The sequence below is a fragment of the Pseudonocardia nigra genome, assembly GCF_019396355.1.
Lineage (GTDB): Bacteria > Actinomycetota > Actinomycetes > Mycobacteriales > Pseudonocardiaceae > Pseudonocardia > Pseudonocardia nigra.
Window position 1 is genome coordinate 1 of sequence record NZ_JAHKRK010000221.1, and the last position, 13,242, is coordinate 13,242.

Annotated in this window: 13 protein-coding genes; 3 read left to right on the top strand and 10 right to left on the bottom strand. The window is 74.3% G+C overall.

All coding sequences use genetic code 11. The features are described 5' to 3' along the window. Positions 1–18: 18 nt before the first annotated feature. From KME75_RS34320 to KME75_RS34330, 3 genes are read right to left on the bottom strand one after another with little or no spacing between them, the layout of a single operon-like run. Complete coding sequence (locus tag KME75_RS34320) at positions 19–969, bottom strand: aminoglycoside phosphotransferase family protein (protein WP_219419102.1); 951 nt, start codon at positions 967–969, stop codon at positions 19–21. Next, complete coding sequence (locus tag KME75_RS34325; protein WP_219419103.1) at positions 966–1,550, bottom strand: DoxX family protein; 585 nt, start codon at positions 1,548–1,550, stop codon at positions 966–968. The genes KME75_RS34320 and KME75_RS34325 overlap by 4 nt, the downstream gene beginning before the upstream one ends. Positions 1,551–1,598: 48 nt before the next feature. Further along, positions 1,599–2,477: a 2-hydroxyacid dehydrogenase gene (locus KME75_RS34330; RefSeq protein WP_219419104.1), complete on the bottom strand. Its 879-nt coding sequence runs from the start codon at positions 2,475–2,477 to the stop codon at positions 1,599–1,601. Positions 2,478–2,567: 90 nt separating this feature from the next. Between KME75_RS34330 and KME75_RS34335 the strand changes: the two genes are divergently transcribed. Continuing rightward, a complete protein-coding gene (locus KME75_RS34335; protein ID WP_308283339.1) occupies positions 2,568–3,716 on the top strand; it encodes a PQQ-dependent sugar dehydrogenase in 1,149 nt (382 codons plus the stop codon). 5 nt (positions 3,717–3,721) lie between these two features. Here the strand turns inward: KME75_RS34335 and gatB are convergent, their stop codons facing one another. From gatB to gatC, 3 genes are read right to left on the bottom strand one after another with little or no spacing between them, the layout of a single operon-like run. Continuing rightward, on the bottom strand, positions 3,722–5,221 hold the full coding sequence (gene gatB / locus KME75_RS34340; protein WP_219419106.1) for an Asp-tRNA(Asn)/Glu-tRNA(Gln) amidotransferase subunit GatB: 1,500 nt from the start codon (positions 5,219–5,221) through the stop codon (positions 3,722–3,724). Next, positions 5,218–6,723 (bottom strand): Asp-tRNA(Asn)/Glu-tRNA(Gln) amidotransferase subunit GatA, encoded by a 1,506-nt coding sequence (gene gatA / locus KME75_RS34345; RefSeq protein WP_219419107.1) that lies wholly within the window; start codon positions 6,721–6,723, stop codon positions 5,218–5,220. Before gatA ends, gatB begins: the two co-directional genes overlap by 4 nt. Next, the gene (gatC, locus tag KME75_RS34350) at positions 6,723–7,052 is read right to left on the bottom strand and encodes an Asp-tRNA(Asn)/Glu-tRNA(Gln) amidotransferase subunit GatC (RefSeq protein WP_219419108.1); all 330 of its coding nucleotides are present in this window, start codon (positions 7,050–7,052) and stop codon (positions 6,723–6,725) included. The genes gatA and gatC overlap by 1 nt, the downstream gene beginning before the upstream one ends. A 313-nt stretch (positions 7,053–7,365) precedes the next feature. On the opposite strand from gatC, the gene KME75_RS34355 reads away from it, so the two are divergent. Next, a complete protein-coding gene (locus tag KME75_RS34355; RefSeq protein WP_219419109.1) occupies positions 7,366–8,019 on the top strand; it encodes an ACT domain-containing protein in 654 nt (217 codons plus the stop codon). 18 nt (positions 8,020–8,037) lie between these two features. Next, positions 8,038–9,234 carry a helix-turn-helix domain-containing protein gene (locus KME75_RS34360; RefSeq protein WP_219419110.1) on the top strand — a complete coding sequence of 399 codons (1,197 nt, stop codon included), beginning with the start codon at positions 8,038–8,040 and terminating at the stop codon, positions 9,232–9,234. 132 nt (positions 9,235–9,366) lie between these two features. Here the strand turns inward: KME75_RS34360 and KME75_RS34365 are convergent, their stop codons facing one another. The 4 genes from KME75_RS34365 to KME75_RS34380 form a co-directional block, all read right to left on the bottom strand. Beyond that, complete coding sequence (locus tag KME75_RS34365) at positions 9,367–10,533, bottom strand: fatty acid desaturase family protein (protein WP_219419111.1); 1,167 nt, start codon at positions 10,531–10,533, stop codon at positions 9,367–9,369. A 9-nt stretch (positions 10,534–10,542) separates the two neighbouring features. Beyond that, positions 10,543–11,616: a flavin reductase family protein gene (locus KME75_RS34370; RefSeq protein WP_219419112.1), complete on the bottom strand. Its 1,074-nt coding sequence runs from the start codon at positions 11,614–11,616 to the stop codon at positions 10,543–10,545. 126 nt (positions 11,617–11,742) lie between these two features. Then, the gene (locus KME75_RS34375; protein WP_219419113.1) at positions 11,743–12,462 is read right to left on the bottom strand and encodes a 3-keto-5-aminohexanoate cleavage protein; all 720 of its coding nucleotides are present in this window, start codon (positions 12,460–12,462) and stop codon (positions 11,743–11,745) included. A 113-nt stretch (positions 12,463–12,575) separates the two neighbouring features. Continuing rightward, positions 12,576–13,242: BRCT domain-containing protein (locus tag KME75_RS34380; RefSeq protein WP_308283341.1), on the bottom strand; the 667-nt coding region annotated here is incomplete at its 5' end.

A 13,242-nucleotide genomic window follows, 5' to 3' on the forward strand; every position in this document is an offset into this window, starting at 1 on the left:
TTCCGATCTACGTTCCCGTCATTCAGCGACAGGAACGTGGCTTTCCTGGCGTTCGGGCCGGGCCCTGCGGGCGGCGTCGAGCGCCGGGCCCAGCGCGTCCAGCGCCGTCACCGCCGTCTGCACCATCTCCGCCACCCGGGCGGAGCCGAGGTGGTCTGCGGCGAACCCCAGGTACTGGACGTGCACCTGCACCTGCGCCCACAGCCGCTCCACCTCGCGCAGCTCGGGCGGGGGCGTCGCGTTTGCGACCGCCGCGGCGTAGGCGTCGGCGGCGGGCGCGCCCTGTGCGGCGAGCGTGGCCAGGTCCAACCCGGCCGGAGCCACGCGGGCGTTGCCCCAGTCGATCAGCACGGCCCCGTCGGCGGCGAGCAGGACGTTGCCGCGGTGGGCGTCACCGTGGGTGAGGGTGCGCGGCAGGACGGCGAGCGCGGCGAGCAACCGGCTGTCGGTCGCCCAGGCCTCCAGCAGCGCCGCGACCTCGGGGAACAGCGGATCGCCGGTGCGCTCCCCCGCACCCAGGACGGCGGGCAGCGTGCGCTCGCGCACCGTCGTCCGCCACCACGCCGCGTCCACCACCGGGACGCCGCGGGGGCGCTTGCGGTGCCAGTGCGCGTGCACGCGGCCCAGGGCCGTCCACACCTCCGCCGGGACCTCCGCGTCGGCCCCGAGGCCGGGTCCGGCGTAGAACGGCAGCACGAGCCACTCGCTCTCGGCGTCCCGGCCGGTCGCGAGCTGCCGCGGGCGCTCGAGACCGGGGATCACCGCGAGCGCACGCATCGCGGCGACCTCCGTCGCGGAGGCCCGCTTCACGACGACGTCGACCGCGCGGCCCGAAGCGTCGAGCGTGACCCGTTCGACCTGTGCGGAGACGTATCCGCCGGCCAAGGGCTCCCGGTGCCCGACGGTCACCGGCCCGCCCGCCCAACGCCCGACCTGGGCGAGCCAGGCGGTGTCGGCCGGCGCGCTCACCGCAGCAGCACGTGGACGAGCACGCCGGCCGCGATCCCGACGACCAGTGCGAGCACACCCCACGGCGCCGGGCGCCGGTTCCAGGTGCGGTTGTTGTCCAGCGCGATCCGGCCGGCCCCGGTGAGGGTGAGCGCCGCGGCGGCGAGCCCGAGGACGACGTCGAGCTCGATCGCGTTCGCGCCGGCGTCGGAGGCGATGAAGAAGCCGTTGCCGAACTTGAGCAGCACCGAGTTGATCATGATGGCGAACAGTCCCGCGGCCGCCAGCGGCGTGAGCACCCCGAGCACGACGAACGCGCCCGCCACCAGCTCCGTGATGCCGGTGACCCACGACAGCAGCGTGCTCTGCCGGAAGCCCAGCCCGTCGAGGTAGCGGGCGAACCCGGCGATCCCCGGCCCGCCCCACAGCCCGAAGACCTTCTGCATGCCGTGGGCGAAGAACGTGCCGCCGACCGCGAACCGCAGGAGCAGCAGGCCGACGTCGGTGCCCCGGTTCCAGGCGAGCGGACGCACGTTCGGGCGCGTCTTCGCCGACTCGGGCTCGCCGAAACCGGGCAGGATCGACGTCGGGTCGTCGCTCATGGTCGCGAGGGTAGCCGCGGACCAGCCCACCCGGCCCTGGTACTGGCCCTAGTACCCGTCCTCGACCAGGTTGGGGGGCCGCTCCCCACGCGCGAACGCCGCGAGCTGCTCTGCGGCGATGTCGTAGGCCCGGCGCTGCGTACCGGGGACGCTCCCGGCGACGTGCGGGGTGAGCAGGAGGCCCGGCGCGCGCCACAGCGGGTGCTCGGCGGGCAGCGGCTCGGGGTCGGTGACGTCGAGCGCCGCGCGGAGGCGGCCGTTCACGAGCTCGGCGCTGAGCGCGTCGGTGTCGGCGACGGGCCCACGGGCGGCGTTGACGAGCACGGCCCCGTCCGGCATCGCGGCGAGGAACGCGGCGTCCACCAGGCCGCGCGTGGCGTCGGTCAGCGGGACGATCACCACGCAGGCGTCGTGCTGCGGGAGCAGGTCGAGCACCTCCTCGACGGCGTGCACGCCGGGCCGGGCGCGGCGCCCGACGAGGGTGGTGGTCAGATCGAACGGGGCGAGGCGGCGGACCGTCTGCTCCGCGACGTCCCCGGCGCCGACCACCAGCACCCGCTTGCCGGCGAGCTCGTCGGTGCGGTGGTAGTCCCAGCGGGCCTCGTCCTGGGCGCGGACGAAGCGCGGCAGGTCCCGGTACACCGCGAGGAGCGCGGCGACGATCCACTCGGCCGTCGCGCCGCCGTGCGCGCCGCGGCAGTCCGAGAGCGCGACGTGCTCCGGGAGCCGGCCGATCCACGCTTCCGCACCCGCCGACAACAGCTGCACGAGCCGCAGCTGCGGGAGCTTCTCGACCATCGCCACCGCGGCCGCCGTCGCGAGGAACGGCGGCACCAGCACCTGCGCGGTCTCCGCGGCGGCGGGCAGCGCGGCCTCGGGGTCGTAGCGCACCGGCGTGACGCCCTGGACGTCCGCGAGGCGCGCCACCCCTCGTCGTGCGGGACGAGAACTCCGATGTCGACCATGGGGCGAACGTACTCACCCGCCGCTCACCTGCCGGCGCCTAGCCTGGCGACCGTGGTGGGACGGGTGCGGCGCGCAGTGGCGGCAGCGCTGCTCGGGCTGATGCTGGCCGGTTGCGCCGAGTTCCCCGACGCCGGGCCGCGCGAGTGGCAGGAGAAGCTCGAGGGCGTGGGCGAGCTCGGCGGGCCCCCGGTCGTCCCCGAGTCCAGCCCACCGCAGCCACCGCCGCCGGGCGGCGGCGCAGGCGAGTCGGGCGCCCCGCAGCCACCATCCGGGTGCGAGGACCCGGACCCGCAGGTCGTCGCCACGTGCCTAGAACCGGTCGGCGCGATCGCCGTGCTGCCCGACGGGCGCTCGGCGCTCGTCGGCGAGCGTGCCACGGGCCGGGTGCTGCGGGTGGAACGCGGGACCGAACCCGAGCTCGTCACCACCGTGCCGGTGGACCCGACCGGAGGCGGTGGGCTGACCGGGCTCGTCCTGTCCCCGTCCTTCGTCGAGGACCAGCTCCTCTACGCCTACATCACCACGCCCGAGGACAACCGGGTGGTGCGGATCGCGCCCGGTGAACCGGCCAAGCCCGTGCTGACCGGGATACCGCGCGGCCGGCGCAACAACGGCGGGGCGCTCGGCGTCGACGTGGACGGCACGCTGCTGGTGGCCACCGGTGACGCCGGCGGGGCGCCGCCCGACTCGCTCGCCGGCAAGCTGCTGCGGATCGACACGCTGGGCCGCCCCGGTGTCGGCAACCCCGACCCGACCTCCCCCGTGCTCAGCTCGGGCCTGCACGCACCCGGCGGCGTGTGCACCGACCCGATCACCACCGCGACCTGGGTGACCGACCGGACCGGCACCCAGGACGTGCTGCACCTCGTCCAGCCCGGGCCGCTCCCGGCCCCGGCCTGGACATGGCCCGACCGGCCCGGCGTCGCGGGCTGCATGGCCCAGCCGGGCATCGTCGCGGTCGCACAGACCGGCGCCGCGTCACTGTTCGTGCTGCGCCCCGGCGACAACGGTGTGTTCACCGGCGCGCCGGAGACGCTGCTCGTCAACACCTACGGGCGGCTGTCGGCCGCCACCCTCGCACCGGACGGGCTGCTCTGGCTCGGCACCGTGAACAAGGCGGCCGGCGGGGTGCCGGTGCCCAGTGACGACCGCGTGATCCGGATCCAGCCGCCGGCCGGGGGCGGCCAGAGCCGCGCCTGACTCCGTCAGCTGCAGCGCTCGATGATCAGCTCCCGCACGCGCTTGGCGTCGGCCTGGCCCCTCGTCGCCTTCATCACCGCACCGACGATCGCGCCCGCCGCCGCCACCTTGCCGCCGCGGATCTTCTCCGCGGCGTCGGGCTGGGCGGCCAGCGCCTCGTCGACGGCCGCGACGAGCGCCCCCTCGTCGGAGACGACCGCGAGCCCTCGGGCGGCGACGACCTCGTCCGGCTCGCCCTCGCCGGCCAGCACGCCGTCGACGACCTGGCGGGCGAGCTTGTTGTTCAGCTCCCCGGACGCCACGAGCGCGATCACGTGGGCCACCTGGGCCGGGGTGATCGGCAACCCCACCAGCTCGACGCCGCGGGCGTTGGCCTGCTGCGCGAGGTAGGCCACCCACCACGACCGCGCCTCACCGGCGGGCGCCCCCGCCGCGACGGTGGCCTCGATGAGGTCCAGCGCGCCGGCGTTCACCAGGTCGCGCAGCTCGGCGTCGGTGAGCCTCCACTCGGCCTGGATGCGCCGCCGCCGCTCCCACGGCAGCTCCGGCAGGGTGCCGCGCAGCTCATCGACCCATTCCGCGGACGGCGCGATCGGGACGAGGTCGGGCTCCGGGAAGTACCGGTAGTCCTCGGCGGTCTCCTTCGTCCGTCCCGGCGACGTGGTGCCGGTGGACTCGTCGAAGTGCCGCGTCTCCTGGACCACTCGCTCGCCCGTGAGCAGCACACCGGCCTGCCGCGTCATCTCGTGGCGGACGGCGCGCTCCACCGAGCGCAGCGAGTTGACGTTCTTGGTCTCGGTGCGCGTGCCGAACACCGTGGCGCCCTTCGGCATCAGCGACACGTTCGCGTCGCAGCGCAGCGAGCCCTGGTCCATCCGCACGTCGGAGACGTTCAGGGCGCGCAGCAGGTCGCGCAGCGCCGTGACGTACGCCCGGGCCACCTCCGGCGCCCGCGCGCCGGTGCCCACGATCGGCTTCGTGACGATCTCGATCAGCGGCACGCCCGCGCGGTTGTAGTCCAGCAGCGAGTACTCCGCGCCGTGGATCCGTCCGGTGGCGCCACCGACGTGCAGCGACTTGCCGGTGTCCTCCTCCATGTGGGCGCGCTCGATCTCCACCCGCACGGTCGACCCGTCGTCGAGCAGGACGTCCAGGTACCCGTTGACGGCGATCGGCTCGTCGTACTGGGACGTCTGGAAGTTCTTCGGCATGTCCGGGTAGAAGTAGTTCTTCCGCGCGAACCGGCCCCACGGGGCGATGTCGCAGTTGAGCGCGAGCCCGATGCGGATCGCCGACTCCACCGCGGTGCGGTTCACCACCGGCAGTGCGCCGGGCAGCCCCAGGCAGACGGGGCAGACCTGCGTGTTGGGCTCGGCCCCGAACGCCGTGGGGCAGCCGCAGAACATCTTCGTGTTGGTGTTGAGCTCGACGTGCACCTCGAGCCCGAGCACCGGGTCGAAGCGCTCGAGCACCTCGTCGTAGTCCACGAGTGTGGGCGTGCTCATGCGGACACCTCCGGAACGCGGGAGATCACCGGGCCGCCGTCCTCGGCGTTGCGGGCGGCCTCGTAGGCGGCCCCCACCCGGTACATGACGGCCTCGCCGAGCGCGGGGGCCATCACCTGCAGCCCGACCGGCAGCCCGTCGGCGAGCCCGGACGGGACGGAGAGCGCGGCCGTGCCCGCGAGGTTCGTCGGGATCGTCGCGAGGTCGTTGAGGTACATGGCCAGCGGGTCGTCGACCTTGTCGCCGATCGGGAACGCCGTGGTGGGCGTCGTCGGCGAGACGAGGACGTCGACCTGCTCGAACGCCGCGGCGAAGTCGCGGCTGATGAGCGTGCGCACCTTCTGCGCCTGCCCGTAGTAGGCGTCGTAGTAGCCCGACGAGAGCGCGTAGGTGCCCAGGATGATCCGGCGCTTGGCCTCGGGGCCGAACCCGGCCTCCCGGGTGGCGGCCATGACCTCCTCGGCCGACGCGCCCACGTCGACGCGCAGGCCGTAGCGCATGGCGTCGAAGCGCGCGAGGTTCGACGAGACCTCGCTGGGCAGGATCAGGTAGTACGCGGCGAGCCCGTACTCGAAGTGCGGGCAGCTCACCTCCACCAGCTCCGCGCCGAGCTTCTCCAGCTGCCGCAGCGCGTCCTCGTAGGAGGAGCGCACGCCGGGCTGGTAACCCTCGCCGCCGAGCTCGCGGACCACGCCGACGCGCAGGCCGGACAGGTCGCCCGCCGCACCGATCCGGGCCGCGTCGACCACCGAAGGCACCGGCTTGTCGATCGAGGTGGAGTCGCGGTCGTCCCAGCCGCCGATGACCTCGTGCAGCAGCGCGGCGTCGAGCACGGTGCGGGCGCACGGCCCGCCCTGGTCGAGCGAGGACGCACACGCGATGAGCCCGTAGCGGGAGACACCGCCGTAGGTCGGCTTGACGCCCACCGTGCCGGTGAACGCCGCGGGCTGGCGGATCGAGCCGCCGGTGTCGGTGCCGATCGCGAGCGGCGCCTCGAACGCGGCCAGCGCCGCCGCCGAGCCGCCACCGGAGCCGCCCGGCACCCGGTTGGTGTCCCACGGGTTGCGGGTCGGCCCGTACGCCGAGTACTCGGTGGAGGAACCCATCGCGAACTCGTCCATGTTGGTCTTGCCGAGGATCGTGATCCCCGCGGCGCGCAGCCGCGCCGTGACCGTGGCGTCGTACGGCGGGCGCCAGCCCTCGAGGATCTTCGAGCCGGCCGTGGTGGGCATGTCCACCGTGGTGAACACGTCCTTGAGCGCCAGCGGGACGCCGGCCAGCGGCGAGGCGGGCGCAGTGCCCGCGGCGAGCCGCTCGTCGACCATCGCGGCCGACGCCAGTGCGGCCTCGCCCGCGACGTGCAGGAACGCGTGCACCGTGTCGTCGACGGCCGCGATGCGGTCGAGGTGGGCCTGCGCCACCTCGACGGCGGAGATCTCGCGCGAGTGGATCTTCCCCGCGAGGTCGGCCGCGCTGAGCCGCGTCAGGTCGGTCGCGCTCATCAGGCCTCCTCCCCCAGGATCTGCGGCACCCGGAACCGCCCGTCCTCGGCGGCCGGGGCACCCGCCAGCGCCTGCTCCTGGTCCAGGCCGGGGCGGCGCTCGTCGGGGCGGAAGACGTTCTGCAGCGGCACCGCGTGCGAGGTGGGCGGGATGTCCTCGGCGGTGACCTCGCCGACGCGGGCGACGGCGCCGAGGATCACCTCGAGCTGGCCGGCGAAGACATCGAGCTCCGCGTCGGTGACGGCGAGCCGGGCCAGCCGGGCGAGGTGCGCGACCTCGTCGCGGGTGATCCCTCCCGTGGGACCCGACGGCGCGGGTTCGGCGGACATGTCCCTCCAGGACGGTTGGAGCTGTGGAGAAGAGCTGCCGGTGCAGGTGGCCGCTGCGCTCAGGCGCTCGACGGGAGCGCGGCAGCATCGGCGCGGCACCGACCTGTCGAGTCTAGTCGTCGCCGCTCGGTCGCCGTGCGCAGGCGGTCACGGGTGGCGGCCGGAGCCCGCACCGAGCGTCACGCGTCCTTTACGCACGATGTTGCGCACCGATGCCACCGGCCTGACACAATTTGCGGGCTGAGGACCGTGCCGGTCGCCGACCCAGAGGCGCCCGTCCAGCGGTCGGGGTCGTCGCGAGAGGACGTGTGGTGTGTCGTTCCTGCTCCGGGTGGTGCTGCCGGACAAGCCGGGCAGTCTCGGAGCCGTTGCAACGGCGCTCGGCAACGCAGGAGCCGACATCCTCGGCGTCGACGTCGTCGAGCGCTCGCAGGGCCAGGCCATCGACGACCTCGCCGTCGAGCTGCCGGCCGGGCGGCCGCCGGACGTGCTCATCACCGCGGCCGAGTCGGTGCCCGGTGTGGAGGTCGAGTCGGTCCGCCCGCACTCGGGCAAGCTCGACACGCACCGCGAGCTGGAGCTGATCGAGGAGATCACAGCCGACCCGGCGCACGGGCTGGAACTGCTCGCCCAGGGCATCCCGCGGATCTTCCGGGCGGGCTGGGCGCTCGTGGCCGTCCGCGACGGCGACCACTCCTACCGCCTGGCCCAGAGCACCGCGGCGCCCGAGACGCGCGCAGGCGACCTGCCGTGGCTGCCGCTGGACAAGGCGATCGTCGTCGACCCCGCCGTGCACTGGGTCCCGGAGCCGTGGAGCGCCCTCGACACCGAGCTCGCGGCCGCGCCGTTCGGCACCAAGGCGCGGGCGCTGGTCGTCGGGCGGCCGGGCGGGCCGGCGTTCCGCCCGTCGGAGCTCGCCCGACTCACGCACCTGACCGGCATCGTCACCACGGTGCTGGGTGACTGACGGATGGGCGACTGAGCGATGGACCGGCCGTGGTCGCGGGTGCCGAGCTGGGTCGGGGCGGCGCTGCGACCCGAGGTCGCGGCCGCCACCGACGAGATCATCACGGCGGTGCGCGCCGAGGTCCCCGACTACGCGCGCCCGCTGACCGGACGCTTCGGCATGCGGATCACCGAGGGCGTCTCGGTCGCCCTCGAGCAGTTCATCGACCTGCTCGGCCGCGACGAGTCGCTGTCCGACGTGCGCGTCTACCGGGCGCTCGGGCAGTTGGAACATCGCGAGGGTCGCACGCTCGCCGCCCTGCAGTCGGCCTACCAGGTGGGGACCCGGACGCTGTGGCGCAGGCTGGGCACCGGGTCGGCGGCCCGGCAGCTGCCGCCCGAGGTGATCTTCAGCCTGGCCGAGGCGCTGTTCAGCTACGTGGAGCTGCTCTCGGCGGCGTCGGTCGCCGGCTGGGCCGACGAGGAGGCCAACCGCGCCGGCTCGCTGCAGGCGCGGCGGCACGCGCTGGTGGAGCTGCTGGCCCGACACCCGCCCGCCGCGACACCCGAGCTCGAGCGCGTCGCCGTCGCGGCGGGGTGGCCCCTCCCCGCGCGGCTCGCGGCACTGGTGGTCGAGGACGCCGTCGCGGTGGCGGCGCGGCTGCCCGGCGCCATCGGCGCCGATCTCGACCCGGTCGGGGTCGCCGTCGTGCCCGTCCCGGGGGCGGGCGGATCCCGCTGGGACGCGGCGGAGCGCTCCGAATGGGTCAAGCGGGTCCGCGCCGGCCTCGGGGAGCGGCGCGCCGTGCTCGGCCCCGTGGTGGAACCCGCACACGCCCACCGCTCAGTCGCCAGGGCGCAGGCGGCGTGGCCACTGCACCTCGCGGGGCTGCTGCGGCGCGGGTGCGACGAGACGTTCGCCCGGGCCGACGAGCACCTGCTCGCCCTGCTCCTGGCGGCCGAGCCGGACCTCGCCGCTGATCTGTACGCGCGCGCCGTCGCGCCGCTGCGCGCGCTGCCGGCCGCGGCGGCCGCCCGGGGGGAGGAGACGCTGCGGGCGTGGCTCGACGCCCACGGAGACATCGCGGCGGCGGCCGCAGCGCTGCACGTGCACCCGCAGACCGTGCGCTACCGCCTGGCCGGCCTGCGCGACGCGTTCGGCGGCGCACTGGACGACCCGGCCGCGCGCCTGGAACTGGCGGTGGCACTGCGGATGCCGCCGCCCGCAGAGGCCTGACGGCCAGCGACGTCGACCCCGGGCCCACCGGAGCCGTCAGTGGGCCCGGGCGTGCCAGCAAGGTGGCAATGCTGTCGTCCAGTGACAGCAATGCCACCTTGCTGGTGTATCGGGGCTGGGCGGGAGCGTGTCTCAGCCGGCCAAGCGCACCGCGGGACCTGCCGGGGTGCGGCGACGGGCCGGCAGCTCCGTCACCGGGGCCTTGGCCTTCTCCCCACCACCGGGGAACGCGAGGCGCGCGATCTTGCGCAGGACCTTGCCGTACTGCCGCGGCAGCGACCCGGTCGTGTACGTGAGGCCGTAGCGCCCGCAGATCTCGCGCACCTTGGGGGCGATCTCCGCGTACCGGTTGCTGGGGATGTCCGGGAACAGGTGGTGCTCGATCTGGTGGCTGAGGTTGCCGGTCATGATGTGGAACAGCTTGCCGCCGGAGAGGTTGGCCGACCCGAGCATCTGCCGGACGTACCACTCGCCCTTGGTCTCACCGTCGAGCCGCTCCTCCTCGAACGTCTCGGTGCCGTCCGGGAAGTGCCCGCAGAAGATCACCGCGTGCGACCAGACGTTGCGCACGACGTTGGCGGTCAGGTTCGCCGCCGCGGTGTGCAGGAAGCCGGGGCCCGACAGCAGCGGGAACAGCAGGTAGTCCTTCGCGAGCTGCTTGCGGCTCTTGCGCCAGAACGTCTTCAGCTCTTCCTTGGCCTGCGGCCACGGCTTCGTGCCGTCCTTGACCTTGTCCAGCTCGAGGTCGTAGAGCGCGATGCCCCACTCGAAGATCAGCGACAGGCCGAAGTTGGTGAGCGGCTGGAACAGGTTGGAGGGCTTCCACTCCTGCTCCGGGGTGATCCGCATGATCGTGTAGCCGAGGTCGCGGTCCCGGCCCCGCACGTTGGTGAACGTGTGGTGCTCGTAGTTGTGCGTCTTCTTCCACGCCTCGGCGGGGGTGGCGTGGTCCCACTCCCACGTCGTCGAGTGGATCTTCGGGTCACGCATCCAGTCCCACTGGCCGTGCAGGACGTTGTGGCCGATCTCCATGTTGTCGAGGATCTTGGCCACCGAGAGCGCGGCGGTGCCCGCGAACCAGGCGGGCGGGAACAGCGAGAAGATCAGCGCGCCGCGGCCGCCCATCTCGAGCGCCCGCTGCACGGCGATGACCCGGTTGATGTAGCGCGCGTCGGCCTCGCCGAGGCTGCTGACGACCTCCGCGCGGATCTCGTCGAGCTCCGCGCCGAGGGCCTCGATCTGCTCGTCGGTGAGGTGAGCGGCTGCACTGATGGTGGTGCGCGTGCTGGTGCTGGTCATGAATGCTCCCTAGAGCTCGATCTCGACGTCGCCCGCGGCACCGGAGACACAGGTGCGGACGGGTTCGCCGGGCGTGTCGTGCAGGTCGCCGGTGTGCAGGTTGCGGACCGCGCCGGAGCGCAGCTTGCCCACACAGGTGTGGCAGATGCCCATGCGGCAGCCGTTGGGCAGCAGGGCCCCCGCCGCCTCACCGGCCACCATGAGCGGGGTCCCGGGCCCGGCTTCGGCCTCGATCCCGCTGGTCGTGAAGTTGACCCGCCCACCGGTGGCGTCCGCGGCAACCGGCGTCGGCGGCACGAACCGCTCGATGTGCAGCGCGTCCGGGTCACCGGCGCGCGCCCACTGCTCGGTGAGGGCGTCGAGCAGGCCCGCGGGCCCGCAGGCCCACGTCTGCCGGGCCGCCCAGTCCGGGACGCAGTCGGCCAGCGCGTCGGGCGTGAGCCTGCCCTCGACCGCGGTGTGCCGCTCCACGAGTCGCAGCCCGGTGGACGCGGCGAGCGTTCGCAGCTCCGGCGCGAACAGCAGGTCGGCAGGGGTGCGGTCGCAGTGCACGAGCGCCGCCCCGTCGAGGGCCTCGGGGCAGGTGGCGGCCAGGTCCCGCACCATCCCCATGACCGGGGTGATCCCGCTGCCGGCGGTGACGAACAGCAGCTTCTCCGGTGCCGGCTCCGGCAGCACGAACTCGCCCGCGGGCGGGCCGATCCGCAGCAGCGTGCCGACGGGGGTGCGGTGGGCGAGCGCGCCCGACACCGTGCCACCCGGCAGCGCGGTGACCGTGACCGCCAGCACCGGGTCGTCGGGGCGGGACGTCACGGAGTACGTGCGCCAGTGCCAGATCCCGTCGAGGCGGGTGCCGATCCCGACGAACTGACCGGCGCGGTGCGTCCCACGCCGCGGACCGGTGCGGAGCAGGAGCGTGGTCGTGTCGGTGGTCTCCCGCCGCAGGCCCACGACGCGGGCGTGCGGCTCGCCGGTCGACCACAGCGGGTTCAGCGTGCCGAGCAGGTCATCGGGCAGCAGCGGCTGTGTGAACCAGGTGGCCGCGGTGCGCGCGCGCCGTCCGATCGAGCCGAGAACTCCCATGTACTCGACGGTATTTCGCGCTTCGCGCAATGGGCCACGTCCTGGACCACGTTCGGGCCGCGATTTCTGTTGCAGGAGCCAAAATCGCTGGACAACGGCCGCCGAGCTACCCGGCGCCGGCCACGGTCAAACCCGGATCGCGAGCGCGGCCCGGACGAGATCGTCGTTGCCCGTGGCGAGCCACCCGTCGGGGCGGACGAGCACGTCCTCGAAGCCGATGCGCGTGTCGATCCCCATCCGGAGCGCGTACTCCAGGACGGGCCAGGCGCCGTCCTCCTCGCCGTGCAGCAGCACCGGCACGGGGAGGGGGCCCAGTGCGCGCAGGATGCGCACCGCCTCGGCCACGGACGTCTCCGGGTCGGACACGGTGGACTCCGCGAGCACGCGCGTGGTGCCCCGCGGGATGCCGCTGGTGCGGAGCGTGACGGCGTCGCCGCTGGTCCACACGCCGAGCTCGACGCCGATCCCGACCGACGCCGCGGCCGCGCACACGTCGACCCAGCCCTTCTCGTGGACGTTCACCGAACACACGTCGGGCTTGCCGACGCCGAGGCGCCCCCACGTGAGCACGGCCTCGATGCGCTTCACCGGGTCGGGCTGGATCCAGCGCCCGGTGGTGACCCCGATCTCCATGCCGGGGACCTCGGCGCGGATGGCGGCGACGGCGTCGCCGACGTGCACCGGGTCGAGCGTCTCCTGCGAGTCGGGACCCCGGGGGTGCACATGCACCGCGGCGATGCCGAGGCGGGCGACGGCGCGCGCGTCGCGGGCGAGATGCCGGGCGATCACGGGCAGCGCGGGGTGGGCGTCGGCGGGCCGGGACCCGTTCAGAACCGCCTGGAGCACAGCCACACCCCCGTTCGGGCCCACAGTAGTCGACCGACGGCACGTGCCGTCCGAGAGCGGCAGCCGCTCCGAGCCGAGATCTTACGGACAGCCCCGGAGCGCGATCGGGCGCGTCAGGCCTCCACGGTGGCCACCTCCCGCGCCGCGTCGGGGCCGCGCTCGAGCAGCACGCGGAACCCCGCCTCGTCGAGCACCGGGACACCGAGCTCGAGCGCCTTGTCGTACTTCGAGCCGGGCGCCTCGCCCGCCACCACGAAGGCCGTCTTCTTCGACACCGAGCTCGCGGCGCGTCCGCCGCGGGCCGCGATCGCCTCCTTCGCCTCGTCGCGGGAGTAGGCCTCCATCGAGCCGGTGACGACGATCGAGAGGCCGTCGAGCGTGCGCAGGACCGACTCGTCGGGCTCGTCGACCATCCGGACCCCCGCCGCGCGCCACTTCTGCACGACCTCCCGGTGCCAGTCCACCGTGAACCAGTCGCGGACCGCGGCAGCGATCGTGGGCCCGACGCCCTCGACGCCCGCGATCGGGGCGAGCGCCGCGGCGAGTGCCTTGGCCTGCGCGCGGGCCGCCATGCGCGCCTCCCGCTCGGCCGCCACGGCGCGCTCCTCCGCCGACGGCTCCGGGGAGTCGGCGTCGGCCACCTCGGCGGCGACCTCGCCGTCGGCGACGGGTTCGGTGATGGTCGCGGCATCGTCGGCCGGGTCACCCGCCGTGCCGTCGGAGGTGATGGTGAGGCCGGCGGGCGCCCTGGCGCGGGGCGGGGTCTCCGCCGCGGCCTCC

What these genes read in the sequence shown, in the direction of transcription:
- KME75_RS34325 (WP_219419103.1), bottom strand. Translation starts at nt 1,550, where the DNA reads ATGAGCGACGACCCGACGTCGATCCTGCCCGGTTTCGGCGAGCCCGAG.
- gatB (WP_219419106.1), bottom strand. Translation starts at nt 5,221, where the DNA reads ATGAGCACGCCCACACTCGTGGACTACGACGAGGTGCTCGAGCGCTTC.
- gatA (WP_219419107.1), bottom strand. Translation starts at nt 6,723, where the DNA reads ATGAGCGCGACCGACCTGACGCGGCTCAGCGCGGCCGACCTCGCGGGG.
- gatC (WP_219419108.1), bottom strand. Translation starts at nt 7,052, where the DNA reads ATGTCCGCCGAACCCGCGCCGTCGGGTCCCACGGGAGGGATCACCCGC.
- KME75_RS34360 (WP_219419110.1), top strand. Translation starts at nt 8,038, where the DNA reads ATGGACCGGCCGTGGTCGCGGGTGCCGAGCTGGGTCGGGGCGGCGCTG.
- KME75_RS34365 (WP_219419111.1), bottom strand. Translation starts at nt 10,533, where the DNA reads ATGACCAGCACCAGCACGCGCACCACCATCAGTGCAGCCGCTCACCTC.
- KME75_RS34370 (WP_219419112.1), bottom strand. Translation starts at nt 11,616, where the DNA reads ATGGGAGTTCTCGGCTCGATCGGACGGCGCGCGCGCACCGCGGCCACC.